Origin of the sequence: Streptomyces sp. NPDC091972 (assembly GCF_044756385.1) — a bacterium.
GTDB lineage: Bacteria > Actinomycetota > Actinomycetes > Streptomycetales > Streptomycetaceae > Streptomyces.
Genome location: NZ_JBIVSV010000002.1, coordinates 323,024 through 345,457, shown reverse-complemented (window position 1 = coordinate 345,457; position 22,434 = coordinate 323,024). Strand labels below are relative to the sequence as shown.

Sequence of the window (22,434 nt, the reverse complement as noted above, 5' to 3'; positions counted from 1 at the left end):
GGCCGCGGCCCCCTGCCACAACCGTGGTCCGACCACTAGATTCGAATCATGGCGGACACGAAACGGGAGATCGAACGCAAGTACGAGTCCGACGACAGCGGCCTGCCCGACCTGACCGGAGTCGCCGGCGTCGAGGCCGTCGTCGACAAGGGTGTCGTGCACCTGGACGCCACCTACTACGACACCCCCGACGAACGCCTCGTCGCGTCCTCGGTCACCCTGCGCCGCCGTACCGGTGGATCGGACGCGGGCTGGCACCTCAAGCTCCCCGTCTCCGAGGGCGTGCGCGACGAGATCCGGGCGCCCCTGTCCGACACCCTCCCCGGCGAACTCGCCGCCCTGGTCCGCTCCCGCGTCCGGGACGTCGAACCGGTGCCCGTGATCCGGCTGCGTTCGGACCGCGACGTGCGCCACCTCCTCGACGCGGACGGGCAGCTGCTCGCCGAGGTCAGCGTGGACGCCGTGCACGCCGAACGGCTCAGCGGCGGCGTCGGCGACGCCCAGTGGACCGAGATCGAGGTGGAACTCGCCGACGGCGGCGACCCGGCCTTCCTCGACAAGGTGGAGAAACGGCTGCGCAAGGCGGGCGTACGGCCCTCCCGGTCGGCCTCGAAGCTGGCCCGCGCCCTCGCCGAGACCGCGCCGAAGAGGAACCGCCCGGCCGGCAAGGACCCGGTGACCGCCGGCGACCACGTCCTCGCGTACGTCCGCGCCCAGCGGGACGCGATCGTCGCGCTCGACCCCGCCGTCCGCCAGGACGTCGAGGACTCCGTGCACGGCATGCGCGTCGCCACCCGCCGGCTGCGCAGCGCCTTCAAGTCGTACGGCAAGGTCCTCGACCGGGCCGTCACCGACCCGATCGGCGACGAGCTGAAGTGGCTGGCCGGCGAGCTGGGCGTGGACCGGGACCGCGAGGTGCTCAGCGAGCGCCTCTCGGCCGCCCTCGACGAGGTGCCCGGGGCGCTCGTCTCGGGGCCCGTGGCCGAGCGCCTGAGCGCCTGGGCGGGGGAGCGGCCCGGCGGGGCGAGCGCACGGCTGGTCGGGGTCCTGGACTCCCGGCGCCACCTCGCCCTGCTCGACGCCCTGGACGCGCTGATCGCGGACCCGCCGCTGCTCGGGGCGGCCGGGAGGAAACCGCGCAAGGTGATCGCCAAGGCCGTGCGGAAGGACTTCCGCAAGGTCGCCGGGCTCGTCGGCCGGGCCCTGGAGCTGGAACCCGGCACCGACCGGGACAAGGCGATGCACGAGGCCCGCAAGAAGACCAAGCGCACCCGCTACGCGGCCGAGGCGGCCCGCCCGGCCCTCGGCAAGCCCGCCAAGTCCATGGTCAAGTCCATGAAGGCGCTCCAGAACCTGCTGGGGGAGCACCAGGACGGCGTGATGGCCCGCCGGACGCTGCGCGAGCTGTCCGCGGTCGCCCACGCGGCGGGGGAGAGCGCCTTCACGTACGGGCTGCTGTACGGGCGCGAGGAGCAGCGGGCGGCGGCGGTGGAGGCCGAGCTGCCGGGCTTCTGGGACGGGATCAGGGGGGCGGCGGACGCCCTGTGACCTTCCGGGCGTACGGGGGGTGGCCGTGGCCGCGTTAGGCTAGATGGTCCCCCCTGTCCGTCCATGGAAGTGCGAGATGTCAGCCGAAACCGCCGCGTCGGTGTTCCCGCAGCTCGAAGCTCTGCTCCCGCATGTGCAGAAGCCGATCCAGTACGTCGGCGGTGAGCTCAACTCCACCGTCAAGCCGTGGGAGTCCTGCGACGTCCGCTGGGCACTGATGTACCCGGACGCGTACGAGGTCGGTCTGCCCAACCAGGGCGTCATGATCCTCTACGAGGTCCTGAACGAGCAGGAGGGCGTCCTCGCCGAGCGCACGTACAGCGTGTGGCCGGACCTGGAGGCGCTGATGCGGGAGCACAAGGTCCCGCAGTTCACCGTGGACAGCCACCGGCCGGTGGGCGCCTTCGACGTGTTCGGCCTGTCCTTCTCCACGGAGCTCGGCTACACCAACATGCTCACCGCTCTGGACCTGGCGGGCATCCCGCTGGAGTCCAAGGACCGCGGCCTCGACGACCCGATCGTCCTGGCCGGCGGCCACGCGGCCTTCAACCCCGAGCCGATCGCGGACTTCATCGACGCGGCGATCATCGGCGACGGCGAGCAGGCCGTGCTCGACATGACGCAGATCATCCGCGACTGGAAGGCGGAGGGCCGGCCGGGCGGCCGCGAGGAGGTCCTCTTCCGCCTCGCGAAGACCGGCTCGGTCTACATCCCGGCGTTCTACGACGTCGAGTACCTCCCCGACGGCCGTATCGCCCGCGTGGTCCCCAACAAGTCGGGCGTCCCGTGGCGTGTGTCCAAGCACACCGTCATGGACCTGGACGAGTGGCCCTACCCGAAGCAGCCCCTGGTCCCGCTGGCCGAGACGGTTCACGAGCGCATGTCCGTGGAGATCTTCCGCGGCTGCACCCGCGGCTGCCGCTTCTGCCAGGCCGGCATGATCACCCGCCCGGTCCGCGAGCGCTCCATCACGGGCATCGGCGACATGGTGGAGAAGGGCCTGAAGGCGACGGGCTTCGAGGAGGTCGGTCTTCTCTCCCTGTCCTCGGCGGACCACTCGGAGATCGGCGACATCGCGAAGGGCCTGGCGGACCGGTACGAGGAGGACAAGATCGGCCTGTCCCTCCCCTCCACCCGCGTGGACGCCTTCAACGTCGACCTGGCGAACGAACTGACCCGCAACGGCCGCCGCTCCGGCCTCACCTTCGCCCCCGAGGGCGGCTCCGAGCGCATGCGCAAGGTCATCAACAAGATGGTCTCGGAAGAGGACCTGATCCGCACCGTCTCCACCGCGTACGGCAACGGCTGGCGCCAGGTCAAGCTGTACTTCATGTGCGGCCTGCCCACGGAGACCGACGAGGACGTCCTCCAGATCGCCGACATGGCCACCAAGGTGATCGCCGAGGGCCGCAAGGTCTCCGGCCAGAACGACATCCGCTGCACGGTCTCGATCGGCGGCTTCGTCCCCAAGCCCCACACCCCCTTCCAGTGGGCCCCGCAGCTCTCCGCGGAGGAGACGGACGCCCGCCTGGAGAAGCTCCGCGACAAGATCCGCGGCGACAAGAAGTACGGCCGCTCCATCGGCTTCCGCTACCACGACGGCAAGCCGGGCATCGTGGAAGGCCTCCTGTCCCGCGGCGACCGCCGCGTCGGCGCGGTCATCCGGGCCGTCTACGAGGACGGCGGCCGCTTCGACGGCTGGCGCGAGCACTTCTCCTACGACCGCTGGATGGCCTGCGCGGACAAGGCGCTGGCCCCCTTCGGCGTCGACGTCCACTGGTACACGACCCGCGAGAAGACGTACGAGGAGGTCCTCCCCTGGGACCACCTGGACTCCGGCCTCGACAAGGACTGGCTCTGGGAGGACTGGCAGGACGCCCTCGACGAGACGGAGGTCGAGGACTGCCGCTGGACACCGTGCTTCGACTGCGGGGTGTGCCCGCAGATGGACACCCACATCCAGATCGGCCCCACGGGCAAGAAGCTGCTGCCGCTGACGGTCAAGAACGCGGCGCCGGCGCCCGCCGGGAGTGGTCACTCCCACTGACGTGAGCGAGGCGCCGCGGCGCGCTTCGGGCCCTCTGGGGCGGCGGCGGGGGATCGTGTGGGAGACGCTGTGAACGCCGTTGGCCGCGACCGGTTCCCCGTTCCGGTCGCGGCCTTGGCTGTCTGTACCTGCGGTCAGCAGCCACCGGACGTGGTGGGTGCGCCGGTACCGATCTGGAGCGTGGCCGGGGCTGCGCAGCAGCCGCCGCTGTCGGTGCTCTGTGCGGCCGCGGGGTCGTCGTAGAGGCCGGCGCCGCCGCACACCCCGGTCTCGGGCAGGGTCAGCTCGACGCGTTCGGCGGCCTCACGGTCCCCTGCGATCGCCGCGGCGATGGACCGGACCTGCTCGTACCCGGTCATGGCGAGGAAGGTCGGGGCGCGCCCGTACGACTTCATGCCGACCAGGTAGACGCCCTGTTCCGGGTGGGAGAGCTCGTTGACGCCGTGGGGGTAGACCGTGCCGCAGGAGTGGACGTTGGGGTCGATGAGCGGGGCCAGCGCGGTCGGGGCCTGAAGGCGTTCGTCGAGGCCGAGGCGGACCTCGGAGAGGAAGGACAGGTCGGGACGGAACCCGGTGAGCACGATGATCTCGTCGACCGGGTCCAGTCGGCGGCCGTCCTCGGCGACGAGGGTCAGCTTGTCGCCGGCACGCTCGACTGCCTGGGTACGGAAGCCCGTGACCGCGCCGGCGTGGCCTGCCTCGACGGCGGCCTTGGCGCGCAGGCCCAGGGCGCCGCGAGCGGGGAGCTGGTCGGCTTCGCCACCGCCGTAGGTGTTTGCACTGATGCCTCGGCGCCGGCGCAGGACCCATACGGTGTGCGTACCGGGCTCGTCCTCGGCCAGGTCGGCGAGATGGGCCAGTGCGGTGAAGGCGGAGGCGCCGGAGCCGATGACCGCGGTGCGCTTGCCCGCGTACCGGGCGCGGACGGCGGGATCCCTGAGGTCGGGGACGCGGTAGGAGGTCTGGTCGGCTGCGCTCCTCTCACCGAGGGCGGGAAGGCCGTCGGCACCCATCGGGCCGGGAACGGCCCAGGTGCCGGAGGCGTCGATGACGGCGCGGGCGGTGAGGCGCTCCTCGCGTCCGTCGGCCGTCCGGATGTGAACGGTGAACGGCTGCTCGTCGCGGTCGGCGTCGACCAGACGGTCCCGTCCCGCTCGCGCTACGCCGGTCACCGTCGCGCCGTAGCGGACCCTGTCGCCGAGGATGTCGGCGAGCGGCTGGAGGTAGTGCTCGGCCCAGTCGCCCCCGGTGGGGTAGGCGGCGCCGTCGGGGCGGGTCCAGCCGGTGGGGGCGAGGAGCTTCTCGGCGGCGGGGTCCGTGATCTCCGCCCACGAGGAGAACAGGCGGACGTGCGCCCAGTCGCGTACGGCGCTGCCGGCGGAGGGGCCTGCCTCTAGGACCAGCGGTTCGAGGCCGCGCTCCACCAGGTGAGCGGCTGCTGCCAGACCGACGGGGCCGGCTCCGATGACCACGACGGGTAGCTGACCGGTGGTGGGCGCGTTCACGGTGTTCCCCTTTGATTCGACGTCTGTCGATGTCCTGCCCGGCCAGGATCGCACCTGTATCGACAGGCGTCAACATAGACATCTGTCGAATCAGAGGGGTGGCGGGGTCTCGGTGCCTGATCGGCCGCCCTGATTTGATGTGTGTCAACATAGACGCATGTCGAACATGAAGGCCCTGCCGCTGCTTGAGTCCGAGGCGCCGGAGGGGGTGGCGCCGTGCTGTCCGCCGCTGACCGAGCGCCCGTTCAGCGCGGAGGAGGCCGAGACCGCCGCGCGGATGTTCAAGGCGCTCGGTGACCCGGTGAGGCTGAGGCTCTTCACCGCGGTCGCCTCGCACGAGGGGGGCGAGGCATGCGTGTGTGACATCTCCGACGTGGGTGTCTCGCAGCCGACCGTTTCTCATCATCTGAAGAAGCTCAAGGAGGCCGGACTGCTGACTTCCGAGCGGCGCGGCACCTGGGTGTACTACCGGGTCGAGCCCTCGGTGCTGGCGGCGATGGGCAGGTTGCTGACGATCGCGCCGGCTGCGGCCTGACGAGTGGCGCGGAAACCTGACAGTGAGCGCGCCGGAGGCGGCGGGGCCGGCCGGCCCTTGCCGATCACCGGCACCTCCCCACTCGGGGCTACAGGCCGAAGGCGCCTCCTTCGGCGAGGATGAGCAGGCCGAGGGCGATCAGGACCAGCGGGAGCACGATGTGTCCCCAGCGGCTGAGGGCCTTGGCGATGACGGGGCGAGTGGCGAAGAAGCGGCCCGCGAAGCACCAGACGGCCACCAGGATCAGGAAGACGCTCGTGTACACGCTCATGCCGCCGACGCCTGCGGTGGCGAAGACGGGCACGTAGACGCCGATGTTGTCGCCGCCGTTGGCGAAGGTGACAGCGGCGACCTCCAGCGCCTTCGCCCCGCCCTCGGCCGTCTGCTGCTCGTCGTCCTCGTCGTCACGGTGCTTCCATGCCTGCCAGGCCGCCTTGAGCCCCAGGGCGAGAGGCAGCAGGCCGAGGTACGGGATGGCCGACTCGGGCAGAAAGGTGGCGCCGAAGGCGGCGGCGATGGCCACGGCGAGGATGGCGGCGAAGCCCAGGTACTGGCCGAGGACGATCCGGCGCGCGGAGCCGCGGTGCCCGGCGCCCCGGGCGAAGAACAGGGACAGGATCAGGATGTCATCGACGTTCGTGACGGCGAACAGCCCGGCGGCCTGCCCGATGATGCCCAGGTGCACAGGAAGATTCCCCTCTGACGCGGCTGCCGGTGACCGTACCCGGCGTCACTCGGCCCGCCGCGGGACTTTCCGGAAATCCCCGTCCTTGGGAGGTGTGCGTCACTCTGCGGCGTTCTGCCTCGGCGGGAAGATGAGGGCGACCAGCGCCAGTCCGATCACTCCGCCGATCAGTTGCATGCCGATGAAGCCTGTCAGGGAGCCCGGAGCGATGCCCGCGAAGGTGTCGCTGAAGGTGCGGCCGATGGTCACCGCCGGGTTGGCGAAGGACGTGGAGGAGGTGAACCAGTAGGCGGCACCGATGTAGGAGGCGACCGCCACCGGAGCGAAGCGCAGTTGACCGGTACGGGCCAGGCCGAAGACCAGCAGGATCAGGCCCGCCGTGGCGACGGTCTCGCCCAACAGCAGATGTCCTGCGGACCGGTCGTGCGTGGACCATTCGACCAGCGGCTTGCCGAACATCGCGTCCGCCAGGACGGCGCCCGCGATGGCACCCGCGATCTGCGCGGGGACGTAGACGGCCGCCTCGCGGACGGTCACGCCTGCCCCGCCCCGTCGGCCCGTCCACCACTCGGCCAGCGTGACCACGGGGTTGAAGTGCGCGCCTGAGACCGGACCGAGCAGGAGGATCAGGACGCCGAGGCCGAAGACGGTGGCCAGGGAGTTGGCGAGCAGCTGCACCCCTGCGTCCTCCGTCAGTTCGGTGGCCTGGATGCCGGAGCCGACGACGACCGCCACGAGGGCGGCGGTGCCGATGAGTTCAGCGGCGGCGCGCGCGGCCAGCGGCCTGCGGGGTGGGTTGGCGCCCGGAGCGGGCTGCGGCCCGGCCGCTGGTGTCGGTGACTCGGCGGCGGCCTCGTGCGTGGCGGTCAACGAAGACTCCTCGTGCGGTCGCCGGGGCGGCGGGATCAGGGACAGGACCGCTTGTTGTCGGCGGCGGTACGAGCGGACTCGGCCAGGTCGGCGAACCGGCCGGCGAGCGATGCGATGACGTCCGCGCGCAGCTTGTAGTAGGTGAACCGGCCGCACGGCTCCGTCTCCACGATCCCTGCCTCGCGGAGCACTCTCAGATGGTTGGAGAGGTTGGTCTGCCTGGCGCCGGTCTCCGCCACGAGGTGAGTGGTGCACAGCGTCTCTCTGGCGAGCAGCGTGACGATCCGGAGCCTGAGAGGATCGGCCAGGACCCGGATCAGATCAGTGTCGACTGACGTCAGCATGCGCTGATACTTTCATATCAGTGCTGACTGATGCCACTGGCCGCTGGTGTGTGCGGACCGTCCTCCGCTGCCGTGCCGGCGCGACATCGAGAGAGATCGCTGATGACCGACAAGCCCTCCGTGCTCTTCGTCTGTGTCCACAACGCCGGCCGCTCGCAGATGGCCGCGGCGTGGCTGAGCCACCTGGCCGAGGGGCGCGTGGAGGTCCGCTCCGCCGGGTCCGACCCGGGCGACGAGGTGAACCCCGCCGCCGTTGCGGCCATGGCCGAGGTGGGTATCGACATCTCCGCCGAGATCCCGAAGATCCTGACCGTGGAGGCGGTCAAGGAGTCGGACGTGTGCATCACCATGGGCTGCGGCGACACCTGCCCTGTCTTCCCCGGCAAGCGGTACCTGGACTGGCAGCTGGACGATCCGGCCGGCCAAGGCGTGGACGCGGTCCGCCCGATCCGCGACGAGATCGAGCGGCGTGTCCGCGCGCTGCTGACCGAGTTGACGGGCTGACGGATCCAGTCGGGACGCGCTGGTGGGGTGTGAGGGGCTGAATCGGTGACGGCCTGCGGGGCGGCTCCGCGGTCATGACGCCGGTGATCTCTTCGGCGAGCCGTTGACCGTGCTACGTCCGGGGACGGAACGGATACAGCATGTCCGGACCCGGCTGGATGACGCCGTAGCTGCTTTCGGGGACTTCGTTCCAGGCGCCGGGGAGGTCGCCCAGGGGCTCGGAGACGACCAGGCGGGTCTCGTCCCCGATCTCCTGGAGGAACGTGGCGTCCGGGTGGAGGGCGCGCAGGGAGTCCACCGCGGTGCTGTAGAAGAGGGACCGCGACGCGCCCTCGCTGGAGTAGCGGAAGGCCCACAGACGCTCGCCGTCGGAGAGGGCGACGGTCATCTGGAGGGGATGCTCGACGCCGTGCCGGCGGCCGGTCTCCTCGACCAGGCCGGCCATGCGGGCCACGGCACCCGGCGGGTCCTCGGTGAGGCCGAAGGTCAGGGCCAGGTAGAACATCAGCTCGGAGTCGGTGGACCCCTCCATCTCGGGGAAGAGGGCGGGGTCGACGGCCAGGGCCAGGTCCCGGCGGAGCCGGTGGAACTCGCTGATCATGCCGTTGTGCATCCACAGCCAGCGGTCCCAGCGGAAGGGGTGGCAGTTGGTCTGCTGGACGGCGGTTCCGGTCGTCGCCCTGATGTGGGCGAAGAACAGACCCGAACGGACGTGGTGGGCGACTTCCTGGAGGTTCCGGTTGTTCCAGGCGGGGCCCACGTCCCGCAGCACCGCCGGCGTGGGGAGGTCCTGTGCGTACCACCCGATGCCGAAGCCGTCGCCGTTGGTGGTCTCCACCCCCATGCGGGAGTGCAGGCTCTGGTCGATCAGATTGTGCTGGGGATCGAACAGGACGCGGCTCAGCAGGACGGGCGTGCCCGAGTAGGCGATCCAACGGCACATGCGCGCACCCACCTTCCTCGGACGGGAGCAAGGGCGGCGACACTCCTGGGACCAGTATGGACTGCCGGGGCGCGGGGGGCAGGGCGAGGAGCTCGCGGCGCCCCCCGCCCCGGGCCCGCTCAGCGTGCGTCGGCGGCGCCGGGGCCGTAGCGCGCGGCGATGTCCTTGGAGGTGGCCCAGCGGCTGTAGGTGGGGGACTGGGGCCAGCCCTCGGGGGAGTCCTGCCACTGCTCCTGGCGGCCGTAGGGCAGGAGGTCGATCAGGGCGAAGGTGTGGGTGAGCTGCTCGGTGCCGCGGCCGTCGGTGTGCCAGGTGCGGTGGACGGTGTCGCCGTCGCGCAGGAAGACGTTGACCGCGTAGCCTCCGCCGGGCGGGGCGCCGACGTCCCCGCCGAAGGGGCTGTTCGCGGTGGAGTACCACGGCATTCGGTTGCCCACCCGCTCCCGGTAGGCGAGGGCCTCCTCGATCGGGCCCTGGGTGACGACGACGAACCGGGCGTCGTAGTCGTCCAGGAACTCCAGGCGGGTGAACTGCGCGGTGAAGCCGGTGCAGCCCGAGCACTGCCACTCCTGGCCGGCGGACCACATGTGGTGGTAGACGATCAGTTGCCGCTTGCCCTCGAAGACGTCCACCAGGCGTACGGGGCCGTCCGCGCCCTCCAGTGTGTAGTCGGGCATCTCGACCATCGGCAGGCGGCGCCGCTCGGCCGCGATGGCGTCGAGTTCGCGTGTCGCGGCCTTCTCCCGGGCTCGCAGTTCCCCGAGCCGGCGCTCCCACGTCGCGGCGTCGACGACGGGAGGCAGTGCGTGTGCGGTCATGGGTCCCCTCACAGAGTTCGGTTCTCTCGGAGGCAGACCCCGGCGGGCCCCGGAACTCATCGGTCGCGAGAGGAAGGGCCGCCGCGGTCATGGCCCTTCCCTCGGCAACTCGCTCCCGGTGCCCGCTACTTGCTCGCGGCGAAGCGCATCAGGGCCAGTTCGTCGCCCTGCTTGATCTTGCCCGTGACGTTGATGACCTCGAGCTTCCAGGTGGTGCCGACCCGGACCGCCTTGGCGACCGCGCAGCCGTTGTCCGTGGTGAGCATGGACGGCCAGATGTCGGCGACCTGCTGGGAGCTGCCGCCGGTGGCGTCGTAGACCTTGAAGCTGATGTTGCGGGCCTTCTGGAAGGAACTGCCCTTCTTGTAGGCGGCGGCGACGAAGACGATCGACGTGATGTGCGCCGGGAGCTTCGCGAACTCGACGGTGACCGTCTCGTCGTCGCCGTCCCCGTGGCCGGTCTGGTTGTCGCCGCTGTGCAGCAGGGAGCCGTTGCCGATGGGGTCGAGCGAGTCCAGGCCCGCCAGGCGCACCGGGTCGCCGTCGTGCATGGCGATGGCGATCAGGTCGAGGTCCGTGCCGGTCTTGCGGCGGAGCTTGCCGATCACCCCGCCGCTGGCACCCGCGGTGGGGTCCCAGGAGACCCCTATGGACAGATGGGTCACGCCGTCCAGGTCGGCGGGGCCGTCTTCCTTCGTAAGCGTAATCATGGGGACATACTGCACGGGCTCTCCCCGAGGTCCCAGAGCGGACCCGTGGTCGGGGCCGACGAGGCGCGTGCCGAGCCGCAACGGCCGCGCGGGCGTGGCGGGTTGTCGGTGACGGGTTGTCGATGACCCGCGACCGGCGTGCTCGCGTCCGCTCCGCGTCCGCCGTCAACTCGCCGCCGCCCGGCCCCCCGTCACCCGTGCCGCCACCGGCACCGCGTCTCGTAAGGTGAGCGCGGTCAGGGGCGGAGAATTCGAGGACCGGTGCGGAGCGGAGCCGCCGGGCCGGATCCGGACGGGGAACTGGGGCGTCTACGTCGTTATGGACCTGGAGAAGCAGCCCGCGCCGCAGGCACCCCCGCCCGAGGGATGTCTCACCGTCGCCATTCGCATCCCTGTACGCATCATCGTGCTCGTGCTGGTCGTGCCCGTGCGGATCGTGTGGGACGCGCTCGTCGTGCTGGGGCGCTTCCTGCGGGACAGCGTGCTGCGGCCACTGTGGCGGGCGCTCGTCGTCTGGCCCTGCACGGCCCTGTGGCGTTACGGGGTCGTGCCGCTCGCCAAAGCGATCGGCTGGCTCGGCAAGGTGCTCCTCGTCATCCCCCTGGTGTGGCTGTACCGGTCGGTGCTGACGCCGGTCGGGCACGGCGTCGCGTGGCTCGCGCGGGGGATCGTCGCCGGCCTGGTGTGGGTGTACGCGCGCGTGCTCACCCCGATCGGGCACGGGATCGTCGCCGGCCTGGTGTGGCTGTACGCGCGCGTGCTCACCCCGATAGGGCACGGGACCGTGTGGCTCCTCAAGGGCGTGGCCGCGGGGCTCGTCTGGATCTGCACGGTGACCGGGCGCGGCGTCGCGTGGGTCGTGCGGGGGATCGTGGCGGGACTGACGTGGGTGTACACGCGCATGTGCACCCCGATCGGGCACGCGATCGTGTGGCTCCTCAAGGGCGTCGGAGCCGTGCTCCTGTGGATCCTCACGCCGGTCGGACGCGCCCTCCTCTGGTGCGCCCAGGGGGTCGCGTGGTGCGCCAAGGGGATCGCCTGGCTGGTGAGCGCCGTCGTCACCGGCATCGGTGTGGCCCTGTACTGGATCGCCCGCGTCCTGTTCGTCCTGCCCGCCGTCGCCCTGTGGCGCTGGGTCCTCGCGCCCGTGGGGCGGGCCCTCGCCGTGGTCGGCCGGGAGGTGTGGGACGCGCTCGGGCACGCCTGGCGGATCGCCGGGCACATCTCCCTCGCCGTCGGCCGGTTCCTCGCGACCCTCTTCCGGTGGGTCTTCGTCGAGCCGGTGCGCTGGGTGTACCGCGAGGTCCTGACCCCCGTCGGGCACGTGGTCCGGGACGCGGTGCTGCGGCCCGTCGCCGAGGCCGCCCGCAGTGTGGGCCGGATCACCCGGGCCACGCTCGCCTCCGCCCGGGAGTCCGTACGGCAGGCCCGCGCCGACGTCCGCAGGGTTCTTTTCGGCGATTCCGGGGGAACCCGTGAGCGTGAGGCGGTGGCCCGGCGGGAACCGCAGGGCGCCGACACACGTACTCTTGGTAGCAGTACGACCGCACTCACGAAGGACTGAGCGACACTGGGCAAGCGACAGCCCGAAGGCCCGCCGCCCGCACCGGCGGTGCAGCGCATCCGACTGCGCTACACCAAGCGCGGCCGCCTCCGGTTCACCAGCCACCGTGACTTCCAGCGCGCCTTCGAGCGGGCGCTGCGCCGCGCCGAGGTGCCCATGGCGTACTCGGCGGGGTTCACGCCGCATCCGAAGGTGTCGTACGCCAATGCCGCACCCACCGGCACGGGCAGTGAGGCGGAGTACCTGGAGATCGCGCTCACGCAGGCGCGCGACCCGGAGAAGCTCCGGCTCCTCCTCGACGAGTCGCTGCCCGCCGGGCTCGACGTCGTCGACGCGGTCGAGGCCCGGACCTCGGGACTCGCCGACCGGCTCACCGCTTCCGTGTGGGAGCTCAGGCTGGACGGCGTGGAGACGGCCGAGGCCGAGCGCGCGGTCGCCGCGTTCAACGCCGCCGAGGCGGTCGAGGTCCAGCGCACCACCAAGAACGGCCTGCGGACCTTCGACGCCCGCCCCGCGGTCGTACACCTGGAAACGCACAGTGAACCCGCTGATAGGCCGACCGACCAGCCCTGTGCGATACTGCGGCTGGTTGTTCGGCACGTGACGCCTGCCGTACGACCCGACGACGTCCTGTCCGGTCTCCGCGCCGTGGCCGACCTGGCGCCGCCGGTCCCCGCTGCGGTGACCAGGCTGGCGCAGGGGCTGCTCGATGAAGAGACCGGCACGGTGACCGACCCGCTCGCGCCCGACCGCGAGGCAGCCGAGGCCCACTCAACGGCCGAACCGACTGCCGCCGCGAAGGCGCCGGCGTAAGGAAGGTCCCGCGAAGGACGGGCGTCGTAGCGCAGCCCTCGTACTCGGGAGCCACCTGGGTCGGGCAGCGCACCGACCACAAGACTTTCGCCAGGCCGTACCCAGCAAGGGCGTACGGAACCGGCGAGACAGGACACAGAGAGCTCCCGTGCGGCGCCCGCGCCCCGGACGGCGGCACCGCGCATCGCGCGAGCCGCGGACGTCACCGGCATCCTCGCCGGACCAGGCGCGGCGCCCGGGAGCCTGACGGGAGACAAGCCCGCATGCTCGAACCGACCGAACCCATCGAGGGTTCCGAACAGAACACCCCCAGCGACACCCTGCCGCCGCGTCGTCGGCGCCGTGCCGCGTCCAGGCCGGCGGGACCGCCGGTCGCCGCCGCCCCGGGCGGCGAGGAGGTCGTCGCTCCGGCCATACCGGCCGCGGAGGCCGAGGACCTCGTCACGGACGAGGAGGAGAAGCTCGACGAGAACGTCGAGACCGTCGAGACCGCCGTGGCGGAGGAGCCGGCCGAGGCCGCCGCGCCCGCCGCGCGTCCGCGTCGCCGTGCGACCCGCCGGGCGTCGGCCCCTGCCGGGGCCCCCGCGGCGGCCGAGGCCGCCGAGACCGTGGTGCCGGTCGCAGCCGCCGAGACGCCCGCACAGATCGCGGCCGAGGACAGCGCGCCCGCCGTCGAGACCGAGGACGCGGCTCCGCCCGCCGCGCGTACCCGTCGGCGCGCGACCCGCCGGGTGACCGCGCCCGCCGCGACCCCCGCGCCCGAGGAGCCGGCCGAGACCGAGGCGCCGGTGACCACGGGGACGCCTGCCGAGACCGAGGCACCCGCGGCCGAGACCGCCGCCGCACCCGCTCCGCGCACCCGTCGCCGTGCCACCCGCAGGGCCGCCGCGCCCGCCGGTGCTCCGGAGGCCGCGGAGACGGCCGAGGCCGCGCCCGCCACGGAGGTGGCCGAGCCGGTGACCGAGGAGCCGGTGGCCGCCGAGGCGCCCGCCGAGACCGCCGCGCCCGTCGGACGCACGCGTCGCCGTGCCACGCGTCGCGTCTCCGCGCCCGTCGGCGCCCCCGAGAGCGAGACCGCCGAGGCCGCGCCCGCCACGGAGGTGGCCGAGCCGGTGACCGAGGAGCCGGTGGCCGCCGAGGCGCCCGCCGTGCAGGAAGCCGCCGCCGAGGCCCCCGTCGAGGAGGCCGCCCCGCGCCGTGCCCGTCGCCGGTCCGTCCGTCAGGCCGCCACCGGGTTCTCCGAGCCCGCGCGGCGCGGTGCCGCTGCCGGCGCCGACGACGAGGACGGATCGCCGCGTCGGCCCGCGCGACCCGCGGTCGCCGTGTTCCAGGCCCCCGTCTTCACCGAGCCGCAGTTCCAGACCCCGCAGCGGGCCGCCGCCGAGGCCGCCGCGGAGGCGGAGGCCGGGCAGAGCGAGCCGGCCGAGGCCGTCGAGCCGGTCGAGGAGACCGCCGTCGAGGAGCAGACCGGGTCGCGCCGCCGCCGCCGGCGCCGGGGTGCCGGTGACGAGCCCGAGGCGCAGGAGACCGCCGCCGTGACCGCCGTCGAAGCCGTCGATGAGGACGAGACGGACGAGGCCGCCGAGGACTCCGCCGACGACGACGCCGAGGAGACCGGGTCGCGGCGCCGCCGCCGGCGCGGTGGCCGCCGCCGTCGCCGGGGCGAGTCCGCCGAGGCGTCCGGTGACGAGGAGCCGGACGACTCCGACGAGCCCGCCGAAGAGGCCGGGCGGTCCGCGCACTCCGCGCAGGACGAGGACGACGCCGAGCACGACGACGAGGACGACGAGGACGCCCGTTCGGACGAGTCCGGCGGCTCCAGCTCCAGCAGCCGTCGCCGCCGTCGCCGCAGGCGCCGGGCCGGAGACTCCTCCGCCGACACCGAGCCCGGTGACGGCGACCCCGAGCGGACCGTCGTCAAGGTGCGCGAGCCGCGCCCGAAGGCGGAGCCGTCCGACGAGGTGCAGTCCATCAAGGGCTCGACCCGTCTGGAGGCCAAGAAGCAGCGCCGCCGCGAGGGCCGCGAGCAGGGCCGCCGCCGCGTCCCGATCATCACCGAGGCCGAGTTCCTGGCCCGCCGCGAGGCCGTCGAGCGCGTGATGGTCGTCCGGCAGAGCGGTGAGCGCACCCAGATCGGCGTCCTCGAGGACGGTGTGCTCGTCGAGCACTACGTCAACAAGGAGCAGGCCACCTCGTACGTCGGCAACGTCTACCTGGGCAAGGTCCAGAACGTCCTGCCGTCGATGGAGGCCGCCTTCATCGACATCGGCAAGGGCCGCAACGCCGTGCTGTACGCCGGTGAGGTCAACTTCGAGGCGCTCGGCATGGCCAACGGGCCGCGCCGCATCGAGTCCGCGCTCAAGTCCGGCCAGCCGGTGCTCGTCCAGGTCACCAAGGACCCGATCGGGCACAAGGGCGCGCGTCTGACCAGCCAGGTCTCCCTGCCGGGCCGCTACCTCGTGTACGTGCCCGAGGGCTCCATGACCGGTATCAGCCGCAAGCTGCCCGACACCGAGCGGGCGCGGCTGAAGACCATCCTCAAGAAGATCGTCCCCGAGGACGCGGGCGTCATCGTGCGCACCGCCGCCGAGGGCGCCAGCGAGGACGAGCTGCGCCGCGACGTCGAGCGGCTCCAGGCGCAGTGGGAGGACATCCAGAAGAAGGCGAAGAGCGGCAACGCCCCGACGCTGCTCTACGGCGAGCCGGACATGACCGTCCGGGTCGTCCGCGACATCTTCAACGAGGACTTCTCCAAGGTCGTCGTCAGCGGTCAGGAAGCCTGGGAGACCGTCCACGGATACGTCTCGCACGTCGCGCCCGACCTCGCCGAGCGGCTCCAGAAGTGGACCTCCGAGGTCGACGTCTTCGCCACGTACCGGATCGACGAGCAGCTCGCCAAGGCGCTGGACCGCAAGGTCTGGCTGCCCAGCGGCGGTTCGCTGGTGATCGACCGGACCGAGGCGATGGTCGTCGTCGACGTCAACACCGGCAAGTTCACCGGCCAGGGCGGCAACCTGGAGGAGACGGTCACCAGGAACAACCTGGAGGCGGCCGAGGAGATCGTGCGTCAGCTCCGGCTGCGCGACCTCGGCGGCATCATCGTGATCGACTTCATCGACATGGTCCTGGAGTCCAACCGGGACCTGGTGCTCCGGCGTCTGCTGGAGTGCCTGGGCCGGGACCGGACCAAGCACCAGGTCGCCGAGGTCACCTCGCTGGGCCTGGTCCAGATGACCCGCAAGCGGGTCGGACAGGGCCTGCTGGAGTCCTTCTCGGAGACCTGCGTGCACTGCAACGGCCGCGGTGTCATCGTGCACATGGAGCAGCCGACCTCCGCCGGTGGCGGCGGCAAGCGCAAGAAGCGCGGGCGCGGCGGCGACGGGCACGAGCACACGCACGAGGCCGTGGCCGCCGTGGAGGCGCCGGAGGAGATCGAGGTCGAGACCGAGGCGGAGGTCGCCGCGGAGGTGGCCGAGCCGATCGCGCTGGCCCCGGCCGAGTTCGCGCCGGACGAGGAGCTGTACAGCAGCGTCGCCGAGGCGGAGGCCGCGGCCACGCGCGGGCGTGGCCGTCGCAGGACGAGCCGCCGGGCGTCCGCCCCGGCCGGTGCCCCGCGCGGCGGGTCGCGGAGGTCGGGTGGTGCCGAGGCGCCGGCCGACCAGGAGAGCCCGGTGTCCGAGGACGTCGAGGTCCCGACCGCCCAGACCGTGCCGGCCGAGGCGGAGGTCGAGCGTCCGGTGCAGCCGGAGTCGGCCGCCGAGGCGCAGGCCGAGCCGGTCGCGGCGGAGGACCCGGTGGTCGAGGCCGCGTCGGCCGCGCCCGAGCCCGCTGTCGCCGAGCCCGCTGCCGACGAGGCCGCCCCCAAGGGCCGTACGCGTCGCCGGGCCACCCGCAGGGCGTCGGCTCCGGCCGGTTCCCCGGCGGGCGCCGAGGCGGCCGTGGTGACGGTCGCCGAGGCCGCGCCGGTGGTCGAGGCGCCGGCGGAGGAGGCACCCGTGGTGTCGCCCGAGCCCGAGGCGGCCCCCGAGAGCGCCGCCCCGGCCCGTCCGCGCCGGCGTGCCGTCCGCAAGGCCACCGCGCCCACCGCGCCCGAGGAGGCGGCCGTCGTGGTCGTGCCCTCGGCCGAGGCGCCGGCCGACGCGGAGGAACCCGCCGACGAGGCGGTTCCGGCCAAGAAGACGGCCCGCAAGACGGCCAAGAAGGCCACGGCGAAGAAGGCGGCGACCAAGAAGACCGCCGCGAAGAAGACGGTCGCGAAGAAGACCACCGCCAAGAAGACGACCGCGAAGAAGGCGGCGTCGAAGAAGACGGTGGCGGCCGAGCAGAAGGCGCCGCGTTCCGCCTCCACCCCGGCGGAGGACTCCTGACGGTCCACCCGGCCTGACGGACGGTCACCGAATGGATTCGGCCGTCCGAAGATCGAAATCCGCTCCTGGTTCGCCGGGAGCGGATTTCGTGATTCTGTGGGTATTGCGTCCGAACGGAAAGTTGTCAACCGGTGATCCATCGTGTGAATGGCCGGTGAATCCCCGGCCTGTCCTCAGGGTTATGATGTGAGCCGAGATTGACGCTTAATTTAGACAAATAGGGATTTTCGTGAAGGCTCTCGTGCTCTCCGGGGGAGCGGGCACCCGCCTCCGCCCGATCACCCACACCTCCGCCAAGCAGTTGGTGCCGGTCGCCAACAAGCCGGTGCTGTTCTACGGCCTGGAGGCGATCGCCGAGGCCGGGATCAGCGAGGTCGGCATCGTCGTCGGCGACACCGCGGACGAGATCCGGGAGGCGGTCGGTGACGGTTCCCAGTTCGGGATCAAGGTCACCTACATCCCGCAGGAAGCGCCGCTGGGCCTCGCCCACGCCGTTCTCATCGCGCAGGAGTTCCTGGGCGACGAGGACTTCGTCATGTACCTCGGCGACAACTTCATCGTCGGCGGTATCACCGGTCTGGTGGACGAGTTCCGCGCCGAACGGCCCGACGCGCAGATCCTGCTGACCCGCGTCCCCAACCCCACCTCCTTCGGTGTCGCCGAACTCGACGCCGACGGCCGCGTGGTGGGCCTGGAGGAGAAGCCGAAGCAGCCCAAGAGCGACCTCGCCCTCGTCGGTGTCTATCTCTTCACCCCGGCCATCCACGAGGCCGTGCGCTCCATCGAGCCGTCCTGGCGCGGCGAGCTGGAGATCACCCACGCCATCCAGTGGCTGATCGACCAGCAGCGCGACGTCCGCTCCACGACCATCTCCGGGTACTGGAAGGACACCGGCAACGTCACCGACATGCTGGAGGTCAACCGCTCGGTCCTGGAGACCGTCGAGCCGGTGAACGAGGGCACGGTCGACGAGTCCAGCGAGATCATCGGCCGGGTCCGCATCGAGGCGGGTGCCAGCGTCAGTGGCAGCCGGATCGTCGGTCCTGCCATCATCGGTGCCGGCACGGTGGTCAACGACGCCTACATCGGTCCGTTCACGTCCGTCTCCGAGGACTGCCGGATCGAGGACAGCGAAATCGAGTACTCCATCGTGCTGCGCGGCTCGTCCGTGACCGGCGTGCGCCGCGTGGAGGCCTCGCTCATCGGACGTGACGTGGAGGTCACGCCCGCGCCCCGTAACCCCAAGGCACACCGGCTCGTGCTCGGTGATCACAGCAAGGTGCAGATCTCTTCATGACCACTCGGATTCTGGTGACCGGCGGTGCCGGCTTCATCGGCTCGCACTACGTCCGTACCGTGCTCGGCCCCCAGGGCCCCGGTGACGTCTCGGTCACCGTCCTGGACAAGCTGACGTACGCGGGCAACCCGGCCAACCTCGACGAGGTGCGCGAGCACCCGGGCTTCGCCTTCGTGCAGGGCGACATCTGCGACCCCGAGCTGGTCGGCAAGCTGATGGCCGAGCACGACCAGGTGGTGCACTTCGCCGCCGAGTCGCACGTCGACCGTTCCATCGACGGCGGCGCCGAGTTCGTGCGCACCAACGTGGTCGGCACCCACACCCTCATCGACGCGGCCCACCGCGCGGGCATCAAGACCTTCGTGCACATCTCCACCGACGAGGTCTACGGCTCGATCGACGAGGGCTCCTGGCCCGAGACGCACCCGCTGGAGCCCAACTCGCCGTACTCCTCGGCGAAGGCGTCCAGCGACCTGATCGCGCTGTCGTACCACCGCACCCACGGCCTGGACGTGCGCGTGACCCGCTGCTCCAACAACTACGGGCACCACCACTTCCCCGAGAAGGTCATCCCGCTCTTCGTGACCAACCTCCTCGACGGCAAGAAGGTCCCGCTGTACGGCGACGGCGGCAACGTCCGCGACTGGCTGCACATCGACGACCACGTCCAGGGCATCGAGCTCGTGCGCACCAAGGGCCGCCCGGGCGAGGTCTACAACATCGGCGGCGGCACCGAGCTCTCCAACAAGGAGCTCACCGAGCTGCTGCTGAAGGCGTGCGGCGCCGACTGGGAGACCAGCGTCGAGTACGTCGAGGACCGCAAGGGCCACGACCGCCGCTACTCCGTCGACTGCACCAAGATCCGCGAGGAGCTCGGCTACGAGCCCCGCAAGAGCTTCGAGCAGGGCCTCGCGGAGACCGTGCAGTGGTACCGCGACAACCGCGCCTGGTGGGAGCCGCTGAAGGAGCGGGCCGCGCTGTGACCGACAACCGCACCTGGCTGGTCACGGGCGCGGGCGGCATGCTGGGCCAGGACGTCCTGGCCCGGCTGGACCGGTCGGGTGAGCGGTACGTCGCGCTCGACCGCAAGGCGCTGGACCTCACCGACGCCGACGCCGTGCGCGCGGCTGTCGAGGAGCACCGGCCCGCCGTGGTCGTCAACTGCGCCGCCTGGACCGCCGTCGACGACGCCGAGACCCGTGAGGACGAGGCGCTCGCCATCAACGGCGACGGGCCGCGCCACCTCGCCGAGGCCTGCGCCCGCACCGGCGCCGTCCTGCTGCACGTCTCCACCGACTACGTCTTCGCCGGGGACGCCGCGGAGCCGTACGCCGAGGACGCGCCCACCGCGCCCCGCAGCGCCTACGGCCGCACCAAGCTGGCCGGGGAGCAGGCCGTGCTGAAGGGGCTCCCGGAGCGCGGGTACGTCGTGCGCACCGCCTGGCTCTACGGCACCGGCGGCCCCAACTTCGTCAAGACGATGATCAAGCTGGAGGGCGTCAAGGACACCCTCGACGTCGTCGACGACCAGCGCGGCCAGCCCACCTGGAGCGCCGATCTCGCGGGCCTGCTGGTCGAGTTGGGCCTCGGCGCCCTGGCCGGCACCGCCCCGGCCGGCGTCTACCACGGCACCAGCTCGGGCGAGACCACCTGGCACGGCTTCACCCAGGAGATCTTCCGGCTGCTCGGCGCCGACCCGGACCGGGTCCGCCCCACCACCAGCGACGCGTTCGTACGCCCCGCTCCCCGTCCCGCCTACAGCGTCCTCGGTCACGGCCGGTTCGCCGAGGCCGGCATCGAGCCGCTGCGCGACTGGCGCACGGCTCTCACCGAGGCCTTCCCGGAGATCCACCGGGTCCATCTGAAGGAGAACACGGCGTGACGGTCAAGGTCAGCGTCGTCATCGCGGTCTACAACCCCGGCAAGTACGTCGAGGACTGCATCACGGGCCTGCTCCGGCAGAGCCTGACCCCGGACGAGTTCGAGGTCTTCTTCGTCGACGACGGCTCCACCGACGAGACCCCGGCCCGCCTGGACCAGCTCGCCGCCGAGCACCCGCACTTCCACGTCATCCACCAGGAGTCCTCCGGCTGGTCGGGCAAGCCCCGCAACACCGGCATCGAGGCCGCCCGGGGCGAGTACGTCATGTTCGTCGACCACGACGACTGGCTGGGCGACGAGGCCCTGGAGCGGATGTACGACTACGGCAAGGCCAACGACGCCGACGTGGTCGTGGGCAAGATGGCCGGCATCGGACGCCCGGTGCCGCAGGAGCTCTTCCGGGTCAACCGGCCGCGCGCCACCGTGGAGAACGCGCCGCTGATCGACAGCCTCACCCCGCACAAGATGTTCCGGCGGGAGTTCCTCAACGAGCACGGCATGCGCTTCAAGGAGGGCCGCCGGCGCCTGGAGGACCACGTCTTCGTCGCCGAGGCCTACCTGCGCGCCAAGAGCGTCGCCGTGCTCAGCGACTACCTGTGCTACTACCACATCACCCGTGACGACGGCTCCAACGCCGGCTTCCAGCGCTTCGACCCGGTCGGTTACTTCGGCAACCTGCGCGAGGCCCTCGACGTCGTCGAGTCGCTGACCGAGCCGGGCGCGCTGCGCGACAAGCTGTTCAGCCGCTGGCTGCGCAACGAGATGGTCGAGCGGCTGCGCGGCAAGCGGCTGCTCAAGCTCCCCGAGGACTACGCCGAGGAGCTGTACACCGAGATCCACAAGGTGGTCACCGAGCGCTTCGGCCCCGGTGTCGTCGCCCGCCTCGGTCTCACCCAGAAGGTCGTCGCCGGGCTGGTCTTCGCCGACCGGTACCAGGACATCCGCACGCTCGCCGAGTGGGAGGCCGGGATCAGACCCACCGGCGAGCTCACCTCGCTGGAGTGGCAGGACGGCACCCTCCACGTCGGCTTCGACGCCGAACTGCACAACGGCGACGAGCCGATGACCTTCCGCCGCGACGGCGAGCGCCGCCTGCTCGACCTGCCGCTGTCCGAGGAGGCCCTGGGGGCGCTCGACGACCAGGGCATCAAGCTGGACGCCCCGCTCGCCAAGAGCGACGTGGACCTGGTGGTCCGGCACCGCGAGGACGCCCGGCAGTTCTACCTGCCCGTCAAGAGCGAGCCGCACGAGATCGAGGCCGGCGACGGTGTCCTGCGGCAGCGGATCTCCGCCCGCGCCGAGCTCGACCCCGAGACCGCGGCCTCCGGCGCCCCGCTCGACAAGGGCATCTGGGACCTGCACCTGAGGATCAAGTCCTGCGGCTGGAGCAAGGAGACCCGGCTCGGCGCGGTGCGCGGCGAGGACGTCGAGGCCGGCCGCCTGGCCGCCCTCACCGGCGACCCCAAGCGGCTCGTCCTGCCGTACTGGACCGACGGCCCCGGCAACCTCTCGCTCGACGTGGACCAGCACACCAACAAGCTGGAGGGCGAGGCGGTCGCGTTCATGCCGCCCGCCGAGGCCGCGGTCGAGGGCGACACCGTACGGCTGTCCCTGCCGCTGCACATCGCCGCGACCGGCGGGGACTCCGTCCAGCTGCGCTTCGAGCGCAAGAACGTCGGCAAGTACCCGGCCGACGCCGTCCTGGACGGCCGTGTCGCCACCGCCACGCTGCCGCTGGAGAAGCTCACCGGGATGCGCTGGGCGGTCCGGGTGGGCGTGCCGTCCGCGGCCCGCGGCGAGCGCAAGTGGACGCGGCTGCCCGTCGACGTCGTGGTGGACGCCTCCGGGGCCGCCAAGGTGATCGACCGGCACACGCCGTCCGCCACCAAGAAGGCGGCTCCGAGCGCCCCCAAGAAGAAGGCCGCCGCGCCGCGCCCGCTGTGGCGCCGGGCCGCCGGGCGCATCAAGCGCGCCCTGACCAACCAGAAGAAGGGCTGAGAACC

18 protein-coding genes are annotated in these 22,434 nt (G+C 71.9%); 11 read left to right on the top strand and 7 right to left on the bottom strand.

Translation table 11 applies throughout. The features are described 5' to 3' along the window. Window positions 1-48 precede the first annotated feature (48 nt). Both ACIQJT_RS06830 and ACIQJT_RS06825 read left to right on the top strand, forming a co-directional pair. Window positions 49-1,548 carry a CHAD domain-containing protein gene (locus ACIQJT_RS06830; protein WP_402640504.1) on the top strand — a complete coding sequence of 500 codons (1,500 nt, stop codon included), beginning with the start codon at window positions 49-51 and terminating at the stop codon, window positions 1,546-1,548. A 76-nt stretch (window positions 1,549-1,624) separates the two neighbouring features. Continuing rightward, entirely contained in the window at window positions 1,625-3,595 is a 1,971-nt protein-coding gene (locus ACIQJT_RS06825; RefSeq protein WP_402640502.1) for a TIGR03960 family B12-binding radical SAM protein, read from the top strand. 134 nt (window positions 3,596-3,729) lie between these two features. Here ACIQJT_RS06825 and ACIQJT_RS06820 read toward each other — a convergent pair whose 3' ends face one another. Then, complete coding sequence (locus ACIQJT_RS06820; RefSeq protein WP_402640499.1) at window positions 3,730-5,100, bottom strand: FAD-dependent oxidoreductase; 1,371 nt, start codon at window positions 5,098-5,100, stop codon at window positions 3,730-3,732. 157 nt (window positions 5,101-5,257) lie between these two features. On the opposite strand from ACIQJT_RS06820, the gene ACIQJT_RS06815 reads away from it, so the two are divergent. Further along, window positions 5,258-5,635 (top strand): ArsR/SmtB family transcription factor, encoded by a 378-nt coding sequence (locus ACIQJT_RS06815; RefSeq protein ID WP_402640497.1) that lies wholly within the window; start codon window positions 5,258-5,260, stop codon window positions 5,633-5,635. Between the two features lie 88 nt (window positions 5,636-5,723). Here the strand turns inward: ACIQJT_RS06815 and ACIQJT_RS06810 are convergent, their stop codons facing one another. From ACIQJT_RS06810 to ACIQJT_RS06800, 3 genes are all read right to left on the bottom strand, one after another. Beyond that, window positions 5,724-6,320, bottom strand: coding sequence for a cadmium resistance transporter (locus ACIQJT_RS06810; RefSeq protein WP_402640495.1), 597 nt, complete (start codon window positions 6,318-6,320; stop codon window positions 5,724-5,726). Window positions 6,321-6,419: 99 nt separating this feature from the next. Then, window positions 6,420-7,190 carry an aquaporin gene (locus tag ACIQJT_RS06805; protein ID WP_402640492.1) on the bottom strand — a complete coding sequence of 257 codons (771 nt, stop codon included), beginning with the start codon at window positions 7,188-7,190 and terminating at the stop codon, window positions 6,420-6,422. A gap of 35 nt (window positions 7,191-7,225) precedes the next feature. Then, window positions 7,226-7,534: a metalloregulator ArsR/SmtB family transcription factor gene (locus ACIQJT_RS06800; protein WP_365450348.1), complete on the bottom strand. Its 309-nt coding sequence runs from the start codon at window positions 7,532-7,534 to the stop codon at window positions 7,226-7,228. Window positions 7,535-7,636: 102 nt separating this feature from the next. On the opposite strand from ACIQJT_RS06800, the gene ACIQJT_RS06795 reads away from it, so the two are divergent. Next, window positions 7,637-8,038 (top strand): arsenate reductase ArsC, encoded by a 402-nt coding sequence (locus tag ACIQJT_RS06795; RefSeq protein ID WP_402640488.1) that lies wholly within the window; start codon window positions 7,637-7,639, stop codon window positions 8,036-8,038. A gap of 112 nt (window positions 8,039-8,150) precedes the next feature. Here ACIQJT_RS06795 and ACIQJT_RS06790 read toward each other — a convergent pair whose 3' ends face one another. The 3 genes from ACIQJT_RS06790 to ACIQJT_RS06780 form a co-directional block, all read right to left on the bottom strand. Next, window positions 8,151-8,981 (bottom strand): class II glutamine amidotransferase, encoded by an 831-nt coding sequence (locus ACIQJT_RS06790; protein WP_365450352.1) that lies wholly within the window; start codon window positions 8,979-8,981, stop codon window positions 8,151-8,153. A gap of 119 nt (window positions 8,982-9,100) precedes the next feature. Further along, window positions 9,101-9,799, bottom strand: coding sequence for a DUF899 family protein (locus ACIQJT_RS06785; RefSeq protein ID WP_365450354.1), 699 nt, complete (start codon window positions 9,797-9,799; stop codon window positions 9,101-9,103). 125 nt (window positions 9,800-9,924) lie between these two features. Beyond that, a complete protein-coding gene (locus ACIQJT_RS06780; protein ID WP_086723893.1) occupies window positions 9,925-10,509 on the bottom strand; it encodes a TerD family protein in 585 nt (194 codons plus the stop codon). A 319-nt stretch (window positions 10,510-10,828) separates the two neighbouring features. On the opposite strand from ACIQJT_RS06780, the gene ACIQJT_RS06775 reads away from it, so the two are divergent. The 7 genes from ACIQJT_RS06775 to ACIQJT_RS06745 all read left to right on the top strand — a co-directional run bounded on the left by ACIQJT_RS06775 (window position 10,829) and on the right by ACIQJT_RS06745 (window position 22,429). Further along, window positions 10,829-12,073, top strand: coding sequence for a hypothetical protein (locus ACIQJT_RS06775; protein ID WP_402641325.1), 1,245 nt, complete (start codon window positions 10,829-10,831; stop codon window positions 12,071-12,073). Between the two features lie 48 nt (window positions 12,074-12,121). Further along, window positions 12,122-12,886 (top strand): TIGR03936 family radical SAM-associated protein, encoded by a 765-nt coding sequence (locus ACIQJT_RS06770; protein ID WP_365450357.1) that lies wholly within the window; start codon window positions 12,122-12,124, stop codon window positions 12,884-12,886. Window positions 12,887-13,149: 263 nt separating this feature from the next. Further along, entirely contained in the window at window positions 13,150-17,253 is a 4,104-nt protein-coding gene (locus ACIQJT_RS06765; RefSeq protein ID WP_402640483.1) for an Rne/Rng family ribonuclease, read from the top strand. 229 nt (window positions 17,254-17,482) lie between these two features. After that, window positions 17,483-18,550 (top strand): glucose-1-phosphate thymidylyltransferase, encoded by a 1,068-nt coding sequence (locus ACIQJT_RS06760; RefSeq protein ID WP_365450361.1) that lies wholly within the window; start codon window positions 17,483-17,485, stop codon window positions 18,548-18,550. Beyond that, a complete protein-coding gene (gene rfbB / locus ACIQJT_RS06755; RefSeq protein ID WP_365450364.1) occupies window positions 18,547-19,533 on the top strand; it encodes a dTDP-glucose 4,6-dehydratase in 987 nt (328 codons plus the stop codon). Before ACIQJT_RS06760 ends, rfbB begins: the two co-directional genes overlap by 4 nt. Beyond that, window positions 19,530-20,432, top strand: coding sequence for a dTDP-4-dehydrorhamnose reductase (gene rfbD / locus ACIQJT_RS06750; protein ID WP_402640480.1), 903 nt, complete (start codon window positions 19,530-19,532; stop codon window positions 20,430-20,432). The genes rfbB and rfbD overlap by 4 nt, the downstream gene beginning before the upstream one ends. Next, the gene (locus ACIQJT_RS06745; RefSeq protein ID WP_402640477.1) at window positions 20,429-22,429 is read left to right on the top strand and encodes a glycosyltransferase family 2 protein; all 2,001 of its coding nucleotides are present in this window, start codon (window positions 20,429-20,431) and stop codon (window positions 22,427-22,429) included. Before rfbD ends, ACIQJT_RS06745 begins: the two co-directional genes overlap by 4 nt. The last annotated feature ends 5 nt before the right edge of the window (window positions 22,430-22,434 follow it).